Consider the following 19,277-nt stretch of genomic DNA (forward strand, 5'->3'; position numbering starts at 1 on the left):
TCGCTCCGCTCAGTGCTTGATCAGGTACATGTCCTGCGAAGCACGCATGTCGATCACGTTCTTCAGCGAGTAGCCGCCCACATACGGCTTCACGAGACGGTCGGCCGAGTACTGGAACAGCGGCACCATCGGCGTGTCGTTCATTGCGAGGTCGTGCGCCTGCGTGAGCAGCGCCGCACGCGCCTTGTCGTCGAGCTTCTGGTTGCCTTCGTCGACAAGTGTGTCGGCCTGCTTGTTGCAGTAGCCGACGGTGTTCTGTGCGCTGCCGCAGCGCAGCAGGTCGAAGAACGTCATCGCATCGTTGTAGTCGGCGAACCAGCCGTCGCGCGCGATCTGCACCTTGCCGTCATGCCGCTCCTTCATCAGCACCTTGAACTCGACGTTCTCGAGCTTGGTGTTGACGCCGAGCTTCGTGCGCCATTCCGACGCGGCGAACAGCGCGACCTTCTTGTGCAGGTCGTTGGTGTTGTAGGTCAGCGTGAACGACAGCGGCTTCGCATCCGAGTAGCCGGCCTGCTTCAGCAGGTTCTTCGCGTAGTCGACCCGCTTGGCCATCGGCCACGACGCCCAGTCCGGCGTGAACGGCTGCACGCCCTTCGTGCCGTTCGGCATCAGCCCGTACATCGGTTTCTCGCCCGCCTGCGTGAGCTTCGAGGTCAGCACGTCGCGATCGAGCACCATCGACAGCGCCTGGCGCACGCGCTTGTCCTTCAGCGCCGGATCGCTGTTGTTCAGGTAGTAGTAGTACGTCGCGAGCTGCAGGCCCTGGCGCAGTTCGCCGCCGAACTGCTTGCTGACCTGCTGGAAGATCCCCGACGGAATCGAGTAGCTGTAGTCGATCTGGCCGGCCTGGTACATGCGCATCGCGGTCTCGTCGCTCTCGATCGGCAGGTACGTGACCTTGTTGATCACGACCTTCGGCGCGTTCCAGTACTTCGCGTCCTTCGAGATCACGATGCGGTTGTTCGGCTGCCAGTCGACCAGCTGGAACGCGCCGTTGCTGACGATGTTCCCCGGGCGCGTCCATGCGTCGCCGAGCTTCGTCACCGTGTCCTTGTTCACCGGCGCGAGCGGCACCATCGCGGTCAGCTCCGGGAAGAACGCGACCGGCACGTCGGTCGTCACCTCGAGCGTGTACGGGTCGATCGCACGCACGCCGAGCGTCGACGGCGCGGCCTTGCCGGCGATGATGTCCTTCGAGTTCTTCACGAACTCGACGAGGATCGTGTATTTCGAGCCCGTCTTCGGATCGACGAGGCGCTGCCACGCATAGACGAAATCGGCGGCCGTCACCGGCTGGCCGTTGCTCCACTTCGCGTCGTGGCGAAGCTTGAAGATCCACGTCTGCGGCGTCTTTCGCTCCCACGACAGCGCGACGCCCGGCACGACCTGGCCTGCCGCATCGATGCGGGCCAGCCCTTCGAACAGGTCGAGGCCGATCGTGTTGCCGGTCCACGACTCGATGTGCGCGGGGTCGAGCGACTCGACTTCGGCGGGCACCTGTCGCGTCAAGTCCTGTTGAGGAGCGAGCGTGACATTCGACGGAACGGTAACGGCGTGGGCGGCAGGCGTCAGGGCGAGCGCGGTCAGCACGGCCGACATGGCATGCAAGGATTTCATCGTGGCGGTCTTGAGAAGGGTTGTTCGGTGAGCGTCGCGCGGCGGATGCCGCGGCTTACGCTTGAGACGCTGACGGGTGCAGCGATTGAGGAGGCCCGTGATTCTCGTATTGCATTTTAGTATTCCTTACGTTTCTTTCGACAGGCATTCCGTCTTCGAAACGAAGGAATACCTGTGCGTTAGAACAGCCTTGGCGTCCCCACCCAGACCACCACCGACTCGATCTTCGCGGTGTTGACCCAGCTATGCGGGACCGTCGACTGATAATGCGAGCTGTCGCCGGCCTGCAGGACGAACGTCTTGCCTTCCAGCGTCAGCGACACTTCCCCTTCAATCACATACAGGAACTCCTCTCCTGCATGTGTCGTCACCTCAGACCGCTTCTGCCCCGGCGGCATCCTCACGAGGATCGCCTCCAGCTGGCGCCCTTCGGATACGTTCGTCAGCCTCGCGAACAGGTTCGCCGAATCGGCAAACCCGAAGAAGCGCAGCTGTTCGCCGCGGCAAACCGAGCGTTCCTCGCTCGGCGTATCCACAAAGTACTGCACCGTCACACCGAGCGCGTGCGCGATACCGGCCAACGATGTCAGCGACGGCGACGCGAGCCCGCGTTCGACTTGAGACAGAAACGGCTTCGAAATCCCCGCGGCGGTAGCGGTGTCGTCGAGCGTGCGCTTGAGTCGTTGGCGCAACGCGCGAATCTTGCTGCCCAGAGCGGCGGGAGCGTCTGCCGACCGCGAGTTTTCAGTGGGGGGAACCATAGCAGGCCGAAAAGTGATCGTCAAAAAATGTTTGATGGAAAATAACTAAGTTAGAACGATATCGCTTAGTCTTCGGGTTCGCCCACGTCTTCGGTGTTGAGCCCGGTGCACTGAACGGGACACGAAGCGAGCGAAATGACGCGCTATCTTGCCAGACTCGCCGGCTTCACAGGCAAGCTGCAAGCGGCTCTCCGGGAATCTTCGGAGGGCCGGCACGAAATCTTACAAATAGATGATGAGACGAATGTTCCTGAAAGCTTCTACCGCATTGGGAGTTTCCCTAAGTGGCAGATACGTGACGCACCGGACCGGCAGCCGTTACCATGCGCGCGCCGGTCGGGGCCCCTCCCCGCCACACCAGGCGGAGTCAGACCCCGGCCCGGGCTAACCGCCCGACTGTTCCATCGCCAGCACGAAGCCTACCCGGCCCATTGTGCACCGGCGCCAGTTCGACCCCCAGACGACGCGCGATCCGTGCCGTCCGTTTCAAACGAGATTGATGATGCAACCACCTGTTTCACAAACCCGATCGTTCACGACGGTCTTCCTCATCGAAATGTGGGAGCGCTTCGGCTATTACGGCATGGCCGCGCTCCTGGTCCTCTTCATGGTCGACCGGCTCGGTTTCACCGACAGCCATGCGAACCTGACCTGGGGTGCGTTCACCGCGCTCGTCTATGCGGCGCCGTCGATCGGCGGCTGGATCGGCGACAAGGTGCTCGGCGCCCGCCGCACGATGATCATCGGTGCGGCCGTGCTGTGCGCCGGCTACCTGATGCTGTCGGTACCGAACGATCAGCTGACGTACATGTACGCGTCGCTCGGCGTGATCGTCGTCGGCAACGGCCTGTTCAAGGCCAACGCGGCCAACCTCGTGCGCCGCATCTATGAAGGCGACGACGCCCGCATCGACAGCGCGTTCACGATCTACTACATGGCAGTCAACATCGGCTCGACGGTGTCGATGCTCGCGACGCCGTGGATCAAGGATCACTGGGGCTGGCACGCCGCGTTCGCCGTCTGCTGCGGCGGCATGCTGCTCGCGATCCTCAACTTCATGCTGATGCATCGCACGCTCGCGCACGTCGGCTCGCTGCCGGACGAGCAGCCGATCCGCTGGAAGCGCCTCGGCGCGGTCGCGCTGGGCGGCGTCGGGCTCGCGCTGATCACGCTGTACGTGCTGCAGCACAAGCAGCTCGCGGTCGCCAGCGTGTGGACGGCAGCGTTCGCGATCCTCGCGATCTTCGCATACATGATCGCGAAGTCGGAGCGCTCGGAGCGCGCGGGCCTGATCGCGGCACTCGTGCTGATCGGCCAGGTGATCCTGTTCTTCATCTTCTACGTGCAGATGTCGACGTCGCTGACGCTGTTCGCGCTGCGCAACGTCGATCCGCGCTTCATGCTGTTCGGCACGACGCTGTTCACGTGGAGCGCCGCGCAGTTCCAGGCGCTGAACCCGATCTGGATCATGCTGCTCAGCCCGGTGCTCGTGTGGGTCTACAACGCCGTCGCGAAGGGCGGCCGCGACCTGCCGGTCGCCGCGAAATACGCGCTCGGCTTCGGCGCAGTGGCCGCAGGCTACCTGGTGTTCACGATCAGCGGCCGCTACGCGGTCGACGGCCGCGTGTCATCGTGGTTCATGGTGTGGGGATACGGCCTCTACTCGCTCGGCGAACTGCTGGTGAGCGGCCTCGGCCTCGCGATGATCGCCCGCTACGTGCCGGCGCGCATGAGCGGCTTCATGATGGGTGCGTACTTCGTCGCGACGGGTGTGTCGCAGTATCTGGGCAGCGTCGTCGCGAACTTCGCGCAGATGCCGTCGCACGAACTGCCGGCCACCGAATCGCTGCCGCTGTATCTGTCGCTGTTCGAGAAGCTCGGCTGGCTCGCCGCGATCGGCATGCTGCTCGCGCTGCTGCTTCTGCCGCTGATGAACCGCCTGTCGCGTCAGCACCAGCGTTGTGCAGAAGAGCGCCGCGAGGAAGCGCTGCAGGCGCAGGGCGTCGCCGCGGCTCAGTAAGGACTATCCCTCGGCGTGCTGCGTGCACGCCACATTCTCCCGCCGGTTGCGCGATTGCGTCCTACACTGGTTGCAAGCAGTGCATCCGCCGAGATGCGCACTGGCGGGAGAAGACCATGAAAAGCAAGACCACGAGGCTCCTCAGGATCCTCTCGGACATCCGGTACGCGCAACGATGCACTGCACTGCGCGCCGCCCGGGCGGCAGCCGAAGCCGACGCGGTACTCGCGGAACGCGACGATCCGGCGCCCGACGAACGCGACGACGCCGAATCCGACGACGCCACCGCCGTTCCCCGCTCCCGTATCGGCTCACCTCACTGACGCCGCGCGGCACATTCCGTGCCGCACGCGCCGCCTCCCGCGCCGCTCATGCGGCCGCGCCGCGCCACCGCGCGATCCACGTTCCCGAACCGGCCACGGCCATCATCAGCCCGAGCGCGCACGCGTCGGCCACGAGGCCCACGCCGACATGCCGCAGATCGGCACTGCGCACGACCGGATGCAACAGCGAATCGATGACGAGCGAGATCGCCGCGCCCGCGACGAAGCAGATCAGCCCGCGCTGGCCCACGGCCACGACGGGCCGCACGCCCTGCGCGATCCGCGCGATCCAGCCGAAACGCACGCAGTCGGCCATCAGCCACGCGATGGCCGCGAAGCTCACGACGCGCGGCAGCGCGAGATCGCGCTTGAACACGCCTTCCGGCAGCGGCAGCCCCGAGAACAGCTTGTAGCTCGCGCAGCCGAGCACGACCGCGCACGCGAGCCCGGTCGCAGCCGCCCCCCAGCGCCCGAGCGCGATGCGCCGGTAGAACGGCTGGCAGCGCGCGAGCACGCCGGCGACGAACATCAGTTGCCATGCGAACGGATTGAAACTCCAGCGGAATCCGTCGGTATCCAGCAGCTCGGGGCCGAGCCAGCCCGCCGCCAGCCACGACGCAACGCTGAGCGCAACCAGCAGCCACGGATGCCGGCGCGCGAACGGCACGAGCACCGGCGACGCGAGCGCGAACAGCACATACATCGGCAGCACCGACGCGAGATAGGGCTGGCGCTGGAACGTCAGCAGCTCGGCGAGGCCCGTGAGCGGCGAGGCGAGCATCACGCTGACGTCGTCGAGCGCGAGGTTCGGCGCATCGATCCCGTAGTGGTCGAGCACGGCCGACACGACGAGCATCAGCGTCGAGGTCGCGAGAAACGCGCGGTAGATCTGCATCGCGCGGCGCACGAACCGCTTTTGCGCCGCGCGGGCGCCGTGCCGCTCGGCGATCGCGCCATAGGCGCTCGCGGTCGCGAAGCCGCCGAGAAAGACGAAGACCTCGGCCGCGTCGCACAGCGCGAACGCGTGCAGCGTGACGCGCGACAGCACGCTTGCACCGATGTGATCGACGACGATCATCAACAGCACGAGCCCGCGGAAGAAATCGACTTCGATCAGGCGGCCGCTGCGCGACGGCTGGATCGTGGCGGGCAGTCCACTCAACGACATGAGCGCACCTGCACGACAACGGTGCGGCACGCACCGGAAAGTGAATCGGGGAGAAGGAGGCGAGCGCGATCCGCGGCGATACGCGTATGCCCGCATCGCGCCGACCCGGCCGGCCAGGCACGGAGATGACCGTTCATTGAAAGGCTGCATACGAAGGGAAATCGGTGAGGCCAGTCTAATGGCCGATCCGGGGAGACCCTAAGTAACAAAGTGCAACCGAATCTTTTGTTCGATTACGGGCGCGAGCCTTGTGGGGCAAAGCAGGCAGCGTCGCCAGACTCGCGTCGGCGCGACGCCAGTTTGCGGCCAGCATCGATGTATCTGACCGCCGCGGCGCAGTGGTTTCGCGATGCACGACGCGGCACATGGCACGCGGCAGCCGCATCGCGATCGACGTTTATCTGCGCGCCGGCAGGCGCCGCATCAGCATGGCGCTATGCCACGCGGTCAGCGCAACGGCGACCCAGATCGGCCCATACGTCGCGAGCTTCGCGACGCTCAGCGTTTCGCCGAGCAGCAGCAGCGACACCGCGACGAGCAGCACCGGTTCGACGTAGCCGAGAATCCCGAACAGCGCCATCGGCAACATCCGGCTCGCCTTCAGGTAGCTCGCGAGCGCGAGCGTGCTGAGCACGCCGAGGCCAGGCAGCAGCGCAGCCCACAGCACCGGATGGCCGGCGACGCGCGTCGCGCTCGTCACGACCATCGCAAACGCGATCGGGCACAACAGCACGATCTCGACCGCGAACGCGGCGAGCGAATCGGCGTTGATCCGCCGGCGCAGCACGAAATACGGCGGATAGCCGAGCGCGACGACGAGCGTCGGCCACGCGAACGCGCGCGTCGCCCACACTTCGTGCGCGACGCCGAGCGCGGCACACGCGACCGCCGCCCATTGCAGCGGGTCGAGCCGTTCGTGATAGTAGAAGCGGCCGACGAGCACCATCGTCAGCGGCAGCAGGAAATAGCCGAGCGACACTTCGAGCATGCGGCCGTGCAGCGGCGCCCACAGGAACAGCCACAACTGCACGCCGAGCAGCGCGGCGCTCACGGGCAGCGCAAGCAGCAGACGCCGGTCGCGCACGCTGCGCCGAAGGAGGTCGACGAGCGCCGGCAAGCGGTCGCGCAGCGCGATCAGCGCGAGCGCGCCCGGTGCGGTCCACAACACGCGCCACGCGAAGATGTCGAGCCCGGTGAGCGGCGCGAGCAGTTTCGCGTAGGCGGACATCAGCGCGAACAGCATCGACGCCGCCACCGACAGCATGAGGCCGCGCCCGGCCTCCGGATACCCCGTCATGATCGTTCCGCGCCGCTTACTGCTGCTGGAAGCGCTCGAAGCGCCGTTCGGTCTGGCGTTCCTCGAACGTCACTTCGGTCACGCGCGCGGCCGGCGGCCCGTGGCGCAGCCACGCGAGCATCCGGTCGATCTGCGCGCCGGGGCCCTGGATCATCGCCTCGACGCTGCCGTCCTCGAGATTCGCGACCCAGCCGCGCAGCTTCAGCGCATGCGCCTCGCGCACCGTCGCATGACGGAAGCCGACGCCCTGCACGACGCCGCGCACCCGCACGTAGTAGGTCTCGATCCGTTCGTCCAGTTCATTGCGGCTCATCGCGTCGCCCTCCCGTTGCATTCAAGCCCGGCATTGTAGTCGCGTCGGCCGCTTCGCACACGGGCCGGAGCCTGTTCGCCGCCGTCGCGGCCTTGCGTCGCCGCGCGCGCCGACCACGTACAATCTCGCCGATGCTCAACCGCCGCGCCGCTCGCGCGCGGCCCTGAAGGAAACGCATGACTGATACCTCCCGCGATCTCGTTCTCGTCACCGGCGCGTCCGGTTTCGTCGGCTCGGCCGTCGCACGCATTGCGCAGCAGAAAGGCTATGCGGTGCGCGTGCTCGTGCGCCCGACCAGCCCGCGCACGAACGTGGCGGACCTCGACGCCGAGATCGTCACCGGCGACATGCGCGACGAGGCGTCGATGCGCGCCGCGCTGCGCGGCGTGCGCTACCTGCTGCACGTGGCGGCCGACTACCGGCTGTGGGCGCCCGATCCCGACGAGATCGAGCGTGCGAACCTCGAGGGCGCGGTCGCGACGATGCGCGCGGCGCGCGCGGAAGGCGTCGAGCGGATCGTCTACACGAGCAGCGTCGCGACGCTGAAGGTGACGAGCGCTGGCGACCCGTCCGACGAAAACCGGCCGCTCACGGCCGAGCAGGCGATCGGGGTCTACAAGCGCAGCAAGGTGCTCGCGGAACGCGCGGTCGAGCGGATGATCGCCGACGAAGGGCTGCCGGCCGTGATCGTCAATCCGTCGACGCCGATCGGCCCGCGCGACGTGAAGCCGACGCCGACCGGCCGCATCATCGTCGAGGCCGCGCTCGGCAAGATTCCCGCGTTCGTCGACACGGGACTGAACCTCGTGCACGTCGACGACGTCGCGCACGGCCACTTCCTCGCGCTCGAGCGCGGCCGGATCGGCGAGCGCTACATCCTCGGCGGCGAGAACCTGCCGCTGCAGCAGATGCTCGCGGACATCGCGCAGATGACGGGCCGCAAGGCGCCGACGATCGCGCTGCCGCGCTGGCCGCTGTACCCGCTCGCGGTCGGCGCCGAAGCGGTCGCGAAATTCACGAAGAAGGAGCCGTTCGTCACCGTGGACGGGCTGCGGATGTCGAAGAACAAGATGTATTTCACGTCCGCGAAGGCCGAGCGCGAACTCGGCTACCGTGCGCGCCCGTACCGCGAAGGGCTGCGCGATGCGCTCGACTGGTTCGGCGCCGCAGGCTACCTGAAGTAGCACAAAGCGGCGCGCTTCACGCCGCTTTGCGCACTTTGTTACACGTCCCGCGCGGCCCGCCACCGGCGCAGCGGGTAAAATCGCGGGTCTTACGCAGAGAAGACACGCATGAACCTGAACGATCAGATCGCTTCGCTCACCGTGGGCGTCGATCAGCTCCTCCACGATCACCACGCCGCGCAGCAGGCGGCCCGCAGCGCGGAAGCCTTCGCGCGCGCCGCAGCAGCGGAAGCCCAGGCCGCCGCGCAACGTCACGCCGCCGCGGAAGCCGAAGCGCAGGCCGCCGCACAACGCCACACGGCGGCAGCCGCCGACGCCGAAGCCGCGCAACAGCGCCACGCGGAAGCCACCGCCGCCGCCGAAGCCGCCGCCCACCGTCACACGGATGCCGCCGCGCAGGCCGAAGCCGCCGCGCAGCGCCATACGGAAGCCACCGCACTGACCGAAGCGCTCGCGCAACGTCACGCGGATGCCGAAGCCGCATCGCAACGTCACGCAGCGGCGATCGCCGAAGCCGAAGCCGCCGCGCAACGCCATCACGCCGCCGCGACCGAAGCCGAAGCGGCCGCGCAGCGCCATGCGGCCGCGACCGCCGAAGCCGAGGCCGCCGCGAAGCGTCACGCGCAGGCGACTGCCGAAGCCGAAGCGGCCACGCAGCGTCACACGGCCGCGATCGCCGAAGCCGAAGCCGCCGCGCAGCGCCACAAGGCTGCGATCGCGGAAGCCGAAGCGCTCGCGCAGCAGCACATGCAGGCGATCGCGGAAACGCAGGCCGCCGCGCAGCGTCATGCCGACGCGACCGCCGAGGCCGAAGCCGTCACGCAACGCCATGCCGAAGCGATCGCACAAGCCGAGGCGGCCGCGCGGCGCCACGCCGACGCCGCCGCGCAGGCCGAGGCCGTCGCGCAGCGTCATACCGAAGCGATCGCGCAAGCCGAAGCGGCTGCGCAACACCACGCGAAGGCCATCGCCGACGCCGAGGCGCTGGTCGAGGCCGTCGTCCAGGAAGCCGCGACCCACGCGGTCGCCGCCCCGGCCGTGGCGGCCGAAGTCGTCGAACCTGCGCCGGCCGCGGAACCGGCCGTGATCGCGCCGGCGCCCGCGCCGGCTGCGGCCGAAACGGTGGATTCGACGGCCGATGCCGAAACGGCCATCGTCGCGACGGCGCAAGCCGACACGCCGGTTGAAGGCGAAGCCGACGCGGCCACCACCCCGGCCCAGTCCGACAAATCGACGCTGCACGTGTCGCGTCCGTCGCAGAACGAACTCACGCTGACCATCAACGGCGAATCGATCACGCTGCATCCGGAGCAACTGGGGCAGTTGATCGAGGAACTCGCGCACGCACGCGCGTCGATGCAGCCGGAGCCGCCGCCCGGCATCCCGGCCGGCTGGCGCTTCGTGACGACGAAGAATCCGATGATGGCCGTGCAGAAGCAGACGAACGGCGACCGCCTGCTGGTGGCCCGCCACACGGGCTACGGCTGGGTGCCGTTCACGTTCTCGCCGGACGTCGTGGTCCAGATGTACATGATGCTGACGCAGCGCTAGGCACCGGCAGGCCGCACCGCCGAAAACGAAACAGCCCGACCGGTTTCCGCCGATCGGGCTGTTTGCTTTCCGGCTGCCGGAAAGGCAGCCTTCCGGGACGCGCGCCAACGGCGCGCGAAACCGCTCAGCGATCCACCGGCGCCTGCACGCGCGCCTTCCACTGGCCGCCCTTGCCGCGCCAGTAACGCCACGCGGACGCGAACGTCGCACCGACGTAGAACAGCGCGACGAGCGGCAGCGCCGGCGCCCACAGCGGCGAGCGCCGGTAGTAGCGCAGCATCGGCGCATACGCGGCGCACATCGACGCCCACGCGAGCCACGCCGGCCATGCGCGCGCGCCGTACGCGAGCGCGGCTGCGGGCGGCACGAGATAGATGATCGTCATCCCGAGCAGCGTGCCGGCCAGCAGCAGCGGCGAATAGTGCAGCTGCGTGAACGCCGTGCGCGCGATCATGTTCCAGATGTCGCGCCAGCTGTCGTACGGGCGCAGCGATACGCTGCGGTCGGCCAGGTCGAGCCGGATCGGATGGCGGCCTTCGCCGCGATGCTTGATCTGCGCGGCGAGGCTGCAGTCGTCGATCAGCGCGCCGCGGATCGACTCGATGCCGCCCGCTTCCTCGAGCGCCGTACGCTTGACGAGCATGCAGCCGCCCGCGGCGCCGGCTGTCCGGTTGCGCGGATTGTTGATCCACGAGAACGGGTAGAGCTTCGCGAAGAAGAACACGAACGCCGGGATCAGCGCCTTTTCCCAGAACGAATCGCAGCGCAGCCGCACCATCAGCGAGACGAGATCGCGGCTCTCGGCCTGCGCACGCGTGACGAGTTGCGCGACCGCGTCGGGCGGGTGGCCGATGTCGGCATCCGTCAGCAACAGGTAGTCGGCCGCCAGGCCGAGCGTCTGCACCGCGGCGATCCCCTGCGACTGCGCCCACACCTTGCCCGACCAGCCGGCGGGCAGCGGCTTCGCGGCCAGCACCGTCAGCCGGTCGGCGCGGTTGATCGCGAGCGCGGCCGCCCGGGCCGCGTCGGCGGTACCGTCGTCGCTGTGGTCATCGACAATGATCAGATGAAAATCGCCCGGGTAATCCTGCTCGAGCAGCGAAGTCGCCGCCCGGGCGATCACGTCGGCCTCGTTGCGTGCCGGCACGACCGCGACGACGGCCGGCCAGCCGGCCTCGGCCGCGGCGCCGCGCGCCTCGGGCGGCAGCGGCCGCGCGGGCACCGCGCGCCAGAAGCCGCCGCGCGCGACGAGCAGCACGATCCAGATCATCAGCGACAGGCCGGACACCAGGAAAGCGAGCACCAGCATCATCGGCGCGCCTCCTGCCGGGCGCCGGCATCGGCCCAATCAATAGGGGTCAGGAACAAAACGCCCGAAACCGCACGGGCGGCCGGGCAATACGCGTAAGAATCGACGGTCATCGAATGGCCTTGAAATGAGCGCGACGCCGGGCAGCCGGAGCGGCTGCCCGCGAAACCGCATAGTTTACTGGGTTCCGCGCGCGCCAGCGCCGACGCGGCTCTCCCGCAAATGCAACACGCCGGATACAGCACCGAAGCAAGGACTTGCCGATGAGGTTAAAATGCGCGATTAATTCGGGGTTCCGGGGCCTGGCCGGCCGGTTCGTTCCTGCCTTCATAACATCAAGCCGGGGCGAGCGAGTGCCAGCTCCTCGAACCCCGGCGTCTGTCGTCGGAGTTCGCTCACCTATGCGAGTCATCCTTGCCCAGCCTCGCGGCTTTTGTGCGGGGGTTGTCCGTGCGATCGAGATCGTCGATCGCGCGCTGCAACAGCACGGTGCGCCGGTCTATGTGCGTCATGAGATCGTGCATAACCGGCATGTCGTCGAAAATCTGCGTAATAAAGGGGCACGATTCGTTGAGGAACTCGACGAGGTGCCCCACGGCGCTGTCGCGATCTTCAGCGCGCACGGGGTCGCCCAGACGGTCGAGCTCGACGCGCAAACGCGCGGGCTCGACGTGCTCGACGCCACCTGCCCGCTCGTCACGAAAGTGCACGTGCAGGGTCGCCAATATGTCGCGGCGGGCCGCCGGCTGATCCTGATCGGCCATGCGGGCCACCCGGAAGTCGAGGGGACGATCGGCCAGATTCCGGCCGAGGTGATCCTCGTGCAGAGCGAAGCCGAAGTCGATACGCTGACGCTGCCTGTCGATACGCCGGTTGCGTACATCACGCAGACCACGCTGTCGGTCGACGATACGCGCGGCATCATCGAGGCGCTGCAGCGCCGGTTCACCGACCTCGTCGGCCCGGACACGCGCGACATCTGCTACGCGACGCAAAATCGCCAGGCCGCCGTGCGCGAACTGAGCGAGCAGGTCGACGTGCTGCTCGTGGTCGGTGCGACGAACAGCTCGAACTCGAACCGCCTGCGCGAGATCGGCACCGAAAGCGGCGTGCCGAGCTACCTCGTCGCCGACGGTTCGGAAGTAAAGGCCGAATGGTTCGCGAATGCGAAGACCGTGGGCCTGACCGCCGGGGCGTCCGCGCCCGAGGAGATGGTCGAAGATGTAATCGGCGCGCTGCGCGCGCTGGGTCCCGTCGACGTCACGACGATGGCGGGCCGAGAGGAAAAAGTCGAATTCAAGCTGCCGGCGAAGCTCACGCAAGCCGTCGCCCGCGAAGTTTAAGGAGGACATCTCTTGTCTATTCCGCTGCTCCAGCAAGTCCGCGTCGGCGCGTACATCACGCGCCAACACCTGTCCGGCAACAAACGCTATCCGCTCGCGCTGATGCTCGAGCCGCTGTTCCGCTGCAACCTCGCGTGCAACGGCTGCGGCAAGATCGATTACCCGGACCCCATCCTGAACCAGCGCCTGTCCGTCCAGGAATGCCTGGAAGCGGTCGACGAGTGCGGCGCGCCGATCGTGTCGATCGCAGGCGGCGAGCCGCTGCTGCACAAGGAAATGCCGGAAATCGTCCGCGGCATCATGAAGCGCAAGAAGTTCGTCTACCTCTGCACGAACGCGCTGCTGATGGAAAAGAAGATGGACGACTACCAGCCGAGCCCGTACTTCGTCTGGTCGGTCCACCTCGACGGCGACGCGCAGATGCACGACCACTCGGTGTCGCAGGAAGGCGTGTACGACAAGGCGGTCGCGGCGATCAAGGAAGCGAAGCGCCGCGGCTTCCGCGTGAACATCAACTGCACGCTGTTCAACGATGCGATCCCCGAGCGCGTCGCGAAGTTCTTCGACACGCTCAAGCCGATCGGCGTCGACGGCATCACCGTGTCGCCGGGCTACGCGTACGAGCGCGCGCCGGATCAGCAGCACTTCCTGAACCGCGACAAGACGAAGAACCTGTTCCGCGAAATCCTGAAGCGCGGCGAAGGCGGCAAGCGCTGGTCGTTCAGCCAGTCGTCGCTGTTCCTCGACTTCCTGGCCGGCAACCAGACGTACAAGTGCACGCCGTGGGGCAACCCGGCGCGTACGGTGTTCGGCTGGCAGAAGCCGTGCTACCTGGTCGGCGAAGGTTACGTGAAGACCTTCAAGGAACTGATGGAAGACACGAACTGGGACAACTACGGCGTCGGCAACTACGAGAAGTGCGCGGACTGCATGGTCCACTGCGGCTTCGAAGCGACCGCCGTGATGGACACGATGGCGCATCCGCTGAAGGCGTTCGCCGTGAGCCGCAAGGGCATCAAGACCGACGGCCCGTTCGCTCCGGACATTCCGATCGACAAGCAGCGTCCGGCCGAGTACGTGTTCTCGCGTCACGTCGAGATCAAGCTCGAGGAAATCCAGCGCGCCGGCAAGGGCAAGCTGCAAAAGCCGGCGAAGCCGGCAGCCGCCGCTTAAGCGCGTTTCGCCGCGCGGGGGCCCTGCCTCCGCGCCGGCGGGAAAAAACGAAGCGCCACGGAGTCCGCTCCGTGGCGCTTTTGTTTTGGGCCGCGGTTTTGCGTCGCGTTTCGCCGTCACCGCATGGCCGCGACGGACGTGCAATCGTCGAAGCCGAAGCCGCGCGATTACCGCAGCCACGCCGGTGCGGCTGGCCCTGTCTCCTCCAACCTCCCTGCGAAACCGGTGCGACGCTACGCGGCCGTCGATTCGGCGGCATGCCTGCGCATCTTCTCCGCCGCGCTCGCGACGAGCGCCGGCTGGCCGCTCGACGCGAACGTGCAGACGTGCTCCCACAGTTCGGCCAGCCGATGCCGCGTGAGCGTCGCGACGCACGTGTCGTTCGCCGCGAGCACATGCTCGAGTACCGCGCATTCGTCGTCGCGCAGCGTCCATGCGCCGCTTTGCGCCGCACGCGCCACGCCCGCATCGAGCGCACGCTCCGCGTCGACGCACAGGTCGATGTCCGCGTCCGCGCTCACCGCATCGTCAAGCGCCAGAAACACCAGGTAGACGCTCGTGCGCAAGCGCATCAGCAGCGCCTCGTTGCCGTGCCCGCCACGCAGCGCGACGAGCGCCATGTGGCATTTCAGCGAGATGTCGCGCGCATGCACGGGCGGCAGCGGCAGCAGCCACTCGCGGGTCAGCGGCACGTGACGACGCTTCTTCCGGGCGCCCTTCATGACTGGCCCCCGCTTGCCGGCGCATCGGCCGCCGCAACGGCCGGCCATGCGATGCGGCACGCAACCGCGTCACGGCGCGCATGGCGCGGGTGCTTCGCACGACGCCGCGCGCCGTGCCCAGCCTCGCGCCGCTGCGTCGCTCGCGCGTCCGGCAGCCGGTGCGGCGTCGACGCGTGCACGACGTCGACAAACCGGATCGTGCAAGCCATGCTCGTCTCCCGCATCAGAACGTGTTCTCGCCCTTCAGGTAGTACGCGGTCTTCACGAAGAACGCCTTGACCGGATGGCCGCCCTGCACGTCGCGCGCGACGCGCGCTTCCATCTCGGCCCGCTCTTCGCGCGACCGGTCCGGCACCGGATTGTGGACACGTTCGAGCGCACGCTGCATCGCGAGCGGATAGTTCTGGTTGCCGGCCGACGTCGCGCGATAGCCGGCGCGCGTCATCTGCATCAGTTGCGCGTCGGTTTCGGCACGCGCGGCGGACCAGGTCGACACGGCGGCATTCGGTGCGCCGTCCGGCGCGACCGGCTGCGCAAGGCTGACGGCGGGTAGCGCAACGAGTGCGCAGGAAAATACGGCAACGGGAACGAGGGATCGCATAGTGGCCTCCAGATGGTTGTCCCCGCATCGATCGTGTTCGACGATGCGTTGAAACCATCGTATGTCGCGCTGCATTCCGCTTGAATAGCCGATTCCGCAATTGATATTTTCGGCTTCGAAATCCGGTGCGCAAACCGCGTCATGCGCGAATCCCGCCAAACAGGAATTTCTCTATTTCATTCAACGCCCTGATCGCGTTTGTTCAGACGATCCGAAGCGGCGCACGCAGCGCTTTTTCAATTTCCGAAATGACGTGTTGCCGGTGCGATCGCGGCTCGTGCACCCGCCGGCAAGGCTTCCGGCGTGATATCGCGCGTGCGGATACCGGCTATTCCAAACCCCGGCCCGATCGAATCGAACGATTCTCGTGACTCAGGACAAGTCATCGGATCCGGATTGCCGGATAGCGACACGACGCGCACGGCAAGGACGCGCGATAATCACGCATCGGCCGTTTCGCACGGCACCTCACGCACGTCCATTTTTATCGAGTCCTTCCATGGCTGCCCTCGACACCACCGCCATCCACAGTTGGCACGCACACGTCTATTTCGATGCGGCCAGCCGCGACGCGGCCTGGGCATTTCGCCAGGTCGTCGACGAGCGGTTCGGCGCGGTCATCGAACTCGGCCGCTTTCACGAACGCCTGGTCGGCCCGCACCCGGCCTGGTCGTACCAGATCGCGTTCGACGCCGCACGCTTCGACGACATCGTGCCGTGGCTCGTGCTGAACCACGGCGCGCTCGATATCTTCCTGCATCCGAATACGAACGACGAACTGCGCGACCATCGCGATTGCGCGGTGTGGATCGGGAAGTCGTATGTGCTGAATCTCGACGCGCTGGCCGGATAAGGGCCGGCACGCGGGCACCTGCACCGCAGGCGACATCCACGTTTCGGGCCGACGTGAAACGTCTCGCGGCGGCGCGCCCATACAGTGGGTTCCGTTATCGATGCTTCCGGAACCTGCCATGTCACACGCCAACGCCGATGCTCGGCATATTTATGAAAGCTGGCACGCGGCCGTGGTCGCTCGCGACCTCGATGCGCTGATGTCGCTGTATGCGGACGACGCGATACTCGAAACGCCGCTCGTCGTCGTCACGCTGCCCGATCACGGCTCCGGCGTGCTGCACGGCAAGGCCGCGATCCGCGCATTCTTCGCGGCGGGCCTGCGCAATCCGGGCAGCCGGCTCGGGCGCTGGTACCGCACCGGGCTGTTCCTCTCGAACGGCCGCCAGCTCACGTGGGAATATCCGCGCGCCACGCCGGACGGCGACCAGGTCGATCTCGTCGAGGTGATGGATCTGCGCGACGGGCTGATCGCGCATCATCGCGTGTACTGGGGATGGGTCGGCTTTCTCGCGCTGCGCGCCGCCACGCTGGCGCCCGAGCGCGCATGACGGCCGCCGCGCCGAACCGCGCCGCGGCCCGCCGCGTGCTCGCCGCGACCTGCGTGAGCTACACGCTCGTGCTGCTCGACGCGTCCATCGTCAACGTCGCGCTCACCGACATCGCCCACACCTTCGGCAGCCGCGTGGCCGGCCTGCAGTGGATCGTGAACGCGTACACGCTCGCGTTCGCGAGCCTGCTGATAACGGGCGGCACGCTCGGCGACCGGCTCGGCGATCGCGACGTCTATATCGCGGGGCTCGCGGTATTCGTCGCCGCGTCGGCGCTGTGCGGCGTCGCGCCGACCCTTCCGGCGCTCGCGATCGCCCGCGCGTTACAAGGCGTCGGCAGCGCGATGCTGGTGCCCTGCTCGCTCGCGCTGCTCAACCGCGCATTCCCCGAACCGGCCGCGCGCGCCTCGGCGATCAGCCTGTGGATGGGCTGCGGCGGTATCGCGATGGCGTCGGGCCCGCTGATCGGCGGCCTGCTGATCCATCTGTTCGGGTGGCGCAGCCTCTTCTTCGTGAACCTGCCGCTCGGGCTTGCCGGCATCTGGCTCGGCCGCACGGTCGCGCGCGCCGCCGGCGACGGATCGCGGCAGTTCGACTGGGGCGGCCAGGCCACGGCCATCGTCGCGATCGCGGCGCTGATCGCCACGCTGATCGAAGGCCCGTCGCTCGGCTGGCGCTCGGCGCCGATCGTCGGTGGCGCGATCACGAGCGTCGTCGCGTGGAGCGCGTTCATCGCAATCGAAGCGCGGCGCCGCGAACCGATGCTGCCGCTCGCGTTCTTCCGCAACCGGTTGTTCGCCGGATCGACGTTCGTGTCGATGGCGTCGGCGTTCGTGTTCTACGGGCTGCTGTTCGTGCTCAGCCTGTTCTATCGGCAGATCCGCGGCGCGAGCCCGCTCGACACGGGGCTCGCATTCCTGCCGATGACCGCCATGGTCGCACTCGGCGGACTGAGTTCGGGCAGGCTGGCCGCGCGCTTCGGCGCGCGCGGCTCGATGTGTGCGGCGTTCGCGCTCTATGCGGCCGGCGCGCTCGGCATGACGGGCATGAGTGCGGCGACGCCCGCATGGCTCGCCGTCGCGCCGATGCTCGCGATCGGCTTTGCATCCGGATTCATCTCGCCGGCCGCGACATCGCCCGCGCTCGGGACGGTCGAACGGCATCGCGCCGGCGTGGCGGCGGCCGCGCTGAACGCGGCGCGCCAGAGCGGATCGGCGCTCGGCGTGGCGATCTTCGGTGCGTGCATCGCGACGCTGCAGCCGTTTCCGGCGGCGATGCGGGTGGCGCTCGGCATCGCGACCGGATTGTCGGCCCTCGCCGCGACGACGTGGTGGATCACGGCGCGGCTGACACCGGCAACCGGCGAACCGGCCGCGCCGCTGCGGACCGCCACGCGCCGCTAGCGCATGCCGTGGCGGACGCGCGGCGGCTCATCGCGTCGGGATCAGTGCGGCACGCCGCTCACGCGACATACATCGCGACACTGACGAACTGGCACAGGCTTCCGGCCAGCACGAACAGGTGCCAGATACCGTGCCCGTGGCGGATGCGTTCGTCGTTGATGAAGAAGTAGATCCCCGCGCTGTAGATCAAGCCGCCGGCCACGAGCCACGCGGTACCGACCGGCGGCAACGCATGGATCAGCGGGCGCACCGCGACGAGCGCGAGCCAGCCCATCGCCACGTACAGGATCATCGACAGCAGGCGCGTGCGCCGGCCGAGCGTCAGCTCCTGCACGATGCCGAACACGGCCAGCCCCCAGCTCACGCCGAACAGCGACCAGCCCCACGGGCCGCGCAGCGTGACCAGCGTGAACGGCGTGTAGCTGCCGGCGATCAGCAGGTAGATCGCCGAGTGGTCGCACTTCTGCAGAATGGCTTTCAGGCGCGGATTGCGCACGCTGTGGTACAGCGTCGAAATCGCATAGAGCAGGATCAGCATCGCGCCGTACACGCTGAAGCTCACGACCTTGTACGGATCGCCTTCGAGCGCGCCCATCGTCACGAGCGCCACGAGACCCGCCACCGACAGCACCGCGCCGACGAGATGGGAAATGCTGTTGAAACGCTCACCGACATGCACGACGTGTTCTCCTGCGGGGGTCCATCGGGGAAAAAAAGAAGCCCCTATGATACCGGCGGCCGAAGTTTGCCGTGCTGCGCCCGGGCAAACGGCACGCGCGCCGCCGGCCCGCCCACGAAAAAAAACGCCGCGACATCCGTCGCGGCGCTTCTGTTTCGATGACAGGCCCGAATCATCGGTCCATTTCGACGAACGGGCTCAGCAACACTTTCCCGCCCCCGACCCGTACCGCGCATTCTGACGCTCGCGGAAAAATTCCTCGTACGTCATCGGCTCGCGGTCCGGATGGGTGGCGCGCATGTGCGCGACGTAGGTGTCGTAGTCGGGCAGGCCGACCATCAGCCGCAACGCCTGCCCGAGGTAACGCCCCGCGCTGCGCAGGTCGCCGCCAAGATCGCTGAACATCG

The 19,277-nt window shown here is 67.4% G+C and carries 20 protein-coding genes; 9 read left to right on the top strand and 11 right to left on the bottom strand.

The genetic code is table 11. From position 1 onward, the window contains the following. Positions 1-9 precede the first annotated feature (9 nt). Together HWX36_RS14040 and HWX36_RS14045 are read right to left on the bottom strand one after the other, a co-directional pair. The gene (locus HWX36_RS14040) at positions 10-1,620 is read right to left on the bottom strand and encodes a peptide ABC transporter substrate-binding protein (protein ID WP_175952684.1); all 1,611 of its coding nucleotides are present in this window, start codon (positions 1,618-1,620) and stop codon (positions 10-12) included. Between the two features lie 179 nt (positions 1,621-1,799). After that, positions 1,800-2,381, bottom strand: a complete 582-nt coding sequence (locus HWX36_RS14045) for a cupin domain-containing protein (protein WP_175952685.1) — start codon at positions 2,379-2,381, stop codon at positions 1,800-1,802. Between the two features lie 499 nt (positions 2,382-2,880). Between HWX36_RS14045 and HWX36_RS14050 the strand changes: the two genes are divergently transcribed. Further along, positions 2,881-4,401, top strand: coding sequence for an oligopeptide:H+ symporter (locus HWX36_RS14050; RefSeq protein ID WP_175952686.1), 1,521 nt, complete (start codon positions 2,881-2,883; stop codon positions 4,399-4,401). 116 nt (positions 4,402-4,517) lie between these two features. Continuing rightward, positions 4,518-4,724 carry a hypothetical protein gene (locus tag HWX36_RS14055; protein WP_175952687.1) on the top strand — a complete coding sequence of 69 codons (207 nt, stop codon included), beginning with the start codon at positions 4,518-4,520 and terminating at the stop codon, positions 4,722-4,724. A gap of 46 nt (positions 4,725-4,770) precedes the next feature. Here the strand turns inward: HWX36_RS14055 and HWX36_RS14060 are convergent, their stop codons facing one another. The 3 genes from HWX36_RS14060 to HWX36_RS14070 all read right to left on the bottom strand — a co-directional run bounded on the left by HWX36_RS14060 (position 4,771) and on the right by HWX36_RS14070 (position 7,502). Further along, the gene (locus tag HWX36_RS14060; protein ID WP_175952688.1) at positions 4,771-5,892 is read right to left on the bottom strand and encodes an OpgC domain-containing protein; all 1,122 of its coding nucleotides are present in this window, start codon (positions 5,890-5,892) and stop codon (positions 4,771-4,773) included. Between the two features lie 397 nt (positions 5,893-6,289). After that, entirely contained in the window at positions 6,290-7,189 is a 900-nt protein-coding gene (gene rarD, locus HWX36_RS14065; RefSeq protein ID WP_175952689.1) for an EamA family transporter RarD, read from the bottom strand. 16 nt (positions 7,190-7,205) lie between these two features. Beyond that, the gene (locus HWX36_RS14070; RefSeq protein ID WP_175952690.1) at positions 7,206-7,502 is read right to left on the bottom strand and encodes an acylphosphatase; all 297 of its coding nucleotides are present in this window, start codon (positions 7,500-7,502) and stop codon (positions 7,206-7,208) included. A 176-nt stretch (positions 7,503-7,678) separates the two neighbouring features. Here HWX36_RS14070 and hpnA point away from each other — a divergent pair, with 176 nt between their 5' ends. Together hpnA and HWX36_RS14080 are read left to right on the top strand one after the other, a co-directional pair. Further along, positions 7,679-8,686 carry a hopanoid-associated sugar epimerase gene (gene hpnA / locus HWX36_RS14075; protein ID WP_059780150.1) on the top strand — a complete coding sequence of 336 codons (1,008 nt, stop codon included), beginning with the start codon at positions 7,679-7,681 and terminating at the stop codon, positions 8,684-8,686. Between the two features lie 108 nt (positions 8,687-8,794). Further along, positions 8,795-10,237, top strand: coding sequence for a phage tail protein (locus HWX36_RS14080; RefSeq protein WP_175952691.1), 1,443 nt, complete (start codon positions 8,795-8,797; stop codon positions 10,235-10,237). 124 nt (positions 10,238-10,361) lie between these two features. Here the strand turns inward: HWX36_RS14080 and HWX36_RS14085 are convergent, their stop codons facing one another. After that, positions 10,362-11,549 carry a glycosyltransferase gene (locus HWX36_RS14085; RefSeq protein WP_175952692.1) on the bottom strand — a complete coding sequence of 396 codons (1,188 nt, stop codon included), beginning with the start codon at positions 11,547-11,549 and terminating at the stop codon, positions 10,362-10,364. Positions 11,550-11,947: 398 nt separating this feature from the next. On the opposite strand from HWX36_RS14085, the gene ispH reads away from it, so the two are divergent. Beyond that, positions 11,948-12,889, top strand: a complete 942-nt coding sequence (gene ispH, locus HWX36_RS14090; protein WP_175952693.1) for a 4-hydroxy-3-methylbut-2-enyl diphosphate reductase — start codon at positions 11,948-11,950, stop codon at positions 12,887-12,889. Positions 12,890-12,901: 12 nt separating this feature from the next. Beyond that, on the top strand, positions 12,902-14,062 hold the full coding sequence (gene hpnH, locus HWX36_RS14095; protein WP_021158681.1) for an adenosyl-hopene transferase HpnH: 1,161 nt from the start codon (positions 12,902-12,904) through the stop codon (positions 14,060-14,062). A gap of 233 nt (positions 14,063-14,295) precedes the next feature. On the opposite strand, the gene HWX36_RS14100 is transcribed toward hpnH, so the two are convergent. The 3 genes from HWX36_RS14100 to HWX36_RS14110 are packed head-to-tail and all read right to left on the bottom strand — an operon-like array spanning position 14,296 to position 15,385. After that, the gene (locus HWX36_RS14100) at positions 14,296-14,784 is read right to left on the bottom strand and encodes a hypothetical protein (RefSeq protein ID WP_175952694.1); all 489 of its coding nucleotides are present in this window, start codon (positions 14,782-14,784) and stop codon (positions 14,296-14,298) included. Next, on the bottom strand, positions 14,781-14,993 hold the full coding sequence (locus tag HWX36_RS14105) for a hypothetical protein (protein WP_175952695.1): 213 nt from the start codon (positions 14,991-14,993) through the stop codon (positions 14,781-14,783). The genes HWX36_RS14100 and HWX36_RS14105 overlap by 4 nt, the downstream gene beginning before the upstream one ends. A gap of 14 nt (positions 14,994-15,007) precedes the next feature. Continuing rightward, a complete protein-coding gene (locus tag HWX36_RS14110; protein ID WP_175952696.1) occupies positions 15,008-15,385 on the bottom strand; it encodes a hypothetical protein in 378 nt (125 codons plus the stop codon). Between the two features lie 499 nt (positions 15,386-15,884). On the opposite strand from HWX36_RS14110, the gene HWX36_RS14115 reads away from it, so the two are divergent. The 3 genes from HWX36_RS14115 to HWX36_RS14125 all read left to right on the top strand — a co-directional run bounded on the left by HWX36_RS14115 (position 15,885) and on the right by HWX36_RS14125 (position 18,191). Then, a complete protein-coding gene (locus HWX36_RS14115) occupies positions 15,885-16,238 on the top strand; it encodes a DOPA 4,5-dioxygenase family protein (RefSeq protein ID WP_175952697.1) in 354 nt (117 codons plus the stop codon). A 118-nt stretch (positions 16,239-16,356) separates the two neighbouring features. Continuing rightward, a complete protein-coding gene (locus HWX36_RS14120; protein WP_175952698.1) occupies positions 16,357-16,788 on the top strand; it encodes a nuclear transport factor 2 family protein in 432 nt (143 codons plus the stop codon). Further along, a complete protein-coding gene (locus HWX36_RS14125) occupies positions 16,785-18,191 on the top strand; it encodes an MFS transporter (protein WP_175952699.1) in 1,407 nt (468 codons plus the stop codon). Before HWX36_RS14120 ends, HWX36_RS14125 begins: the two co-directional genes overlap by 4 nt. A gap of 58 nt (positions 18,192-18,249) precedes the next feature. On the opposite strand, the gene HWX36_RS14130 is transcribed toward HWX36_RS14125, so the two are convergent. Beyond that, positions 18,250-18,870 carry a hemolysin III family protein gene (locus HWX36_RS14130; RefSeq protein WP_175952700.1) on the bottom strand — a complete coding sequence of 207 codons (621 nt, stop codon included), beginning with the start codon at positions 18,868-18,870 and terminating at the stop codon, positions 18,250-18,252. Positions 18,871-19,068: 198 nt separating this feature from the next. Continuing rightward, positions 19,069-19,275, bottom strand: coding sequence for a YbdD/YjiX family protein (locus HWX36_RS14135; protein ID WP_048246131.1), 207 nt, complete (start codon positions 19,273-19,275; stop codon positions 19,069-19,071). Positions 19,276-19,277 lie beyond the last annotated feature (2 nt).

The organism is Burkholderia sp. BCC0405 (genome assembly GCF_902833075.1).
Lineage (GTDB): Bacteria > Pseudomonadota > Gammaproteobacteria > Burkholderiales > Burkholderiaceae > Burkholderia.

Excerpts from the sequence above, each read along its gene's own strand:
- HWX36_RS14040 (WP_175952684.1), bottom strand. The coding sequence starts at position 1,620 with ATGAAATCCTTGCATGCCATGTCGGCCGTGCTGACCGCGCTCGCCCTG.
- HWX36_RS14045 (WP_175952685.1), bottom strand. The coding sequence starts at position 2,381 with ATGGTTCCCCCCACTGAAAACTCGCGGTCGGCAGACGCTCCCGCCGCT.
- HWX36_RS14050 (WP_175952686.1), top strand. The coding sequence starts at position 2,881 with ATGATGCAACCACCTGTTTCACAAACCCGATCGTTCACGACGGTCTTC.
- HWX36_RS14055 (WP_175952687.1), top strand. The coding sequence starts at position 4,518 with ATGAAAAGCAAGACCACGAGGCTCCTCAGGATCCTCTCGGACATCCGG.
- HWX36_RS14060 (WP_175952688.1), bottom strand. The coding sequence starts at position 5,892 with ATGTCGTTGAGTGGACTGCCCGCCACGATCCAGCCGTCGCGCAGCGGC.
- rarD (WP_175952689.1), bottom strand. The coding sequence starts at position 7,189 with ATGACGGGGTATCCGGAGGCCGGGCGCGGCCTCATGCTGTCGGTGGCG.
- HWX36_RS14070 (WP_175952690.1), bottom strand. The coding sequence starts at position 7,502 with ATGAGCCGCAATGAACTGGACGAACGGATCGAGACCTACTACGTGCGG.
- hpnA (WP_059780150.1), top strand. The coding sequence starts at position 7,679 with ATGACTGATACCTCCCGCGATCTCGTTCTCGTCACCGGCGCGTCCGGT.
- HWX36_RS14080 (WP_175952691.1), top strand. The coding sequence starts at position 8,795 with ATGAACCTGAACGATCAGATCGCTTCGCTCACCGTGGGCGTCGATCAG.
- HWX36_RS14085 (WP_175952692.1), bottom strand. The coding sequence starts at position 11,549 with ATGATGCTGGTGCTCGCTTTCCTGGTGTCCGGCCTGTCGCTGATGATC.
- ispH (WP_175952693.1), top strand. The coding sequence starts at position 11,948 with ATGCGAGTCATCCTTGCCCAGCCTCGCGGCTTTTGTGCGGGGGTTGTC.
- HWX36_RS14100 (WP_175952694.1), bottom strand. The coding sequence starts at position 14,784 with ATGAAGGGCGCCCGGAAGAAGCGTCGTCACGTGCCGCTGACCCGCGAG.
- HWX36_RS14105 (WP_175952695.1), bottom strand. The coding sequence starts at position 14,993 with ATGGCTTGCACGATCCGGTTTGTCGACGTCGTGCACGCGTCGACGCCG.
- HWX36_RS14110 (WP_175952696.1), bottom strand. The coding sequence starts at position 15,385 with ATGCGATCCCTCGTTCCCGTTGCCGTATTTTCCTGCGCACTCGTTGCG.
- HWX36_RS14115 (WP_175952697.1), top strand. The coding sequence starts at position 15,885 with ATGGCTGCCCTCGACACCACCGCCATCCACAGTTGGCACGCACACGTC.
- HWX36_RS14120 (WP_175952698.1), top strand. The coding sequence starts at position 16,357 with ATGTCACACGCCAACGCCGATGCTCGGCATATTTATGAAAGCTGGCAC.
- HWX36_RS14125 (WP_175952699.1), top strand. The coding sequence starts at position 16,785 with ATGACGGCCGCCGCGCCGAACCGCGCCGCGGCCCGCCGCGTGCTCGCC.
- HWX36_RS14135 (WP_048246131.1), bottom strand. The coding sequence starts at position 19,275 with ATGTTCAGCGATCTTGGCGGCGACCTGCGCAGCGCGGGGCGTTACCTC.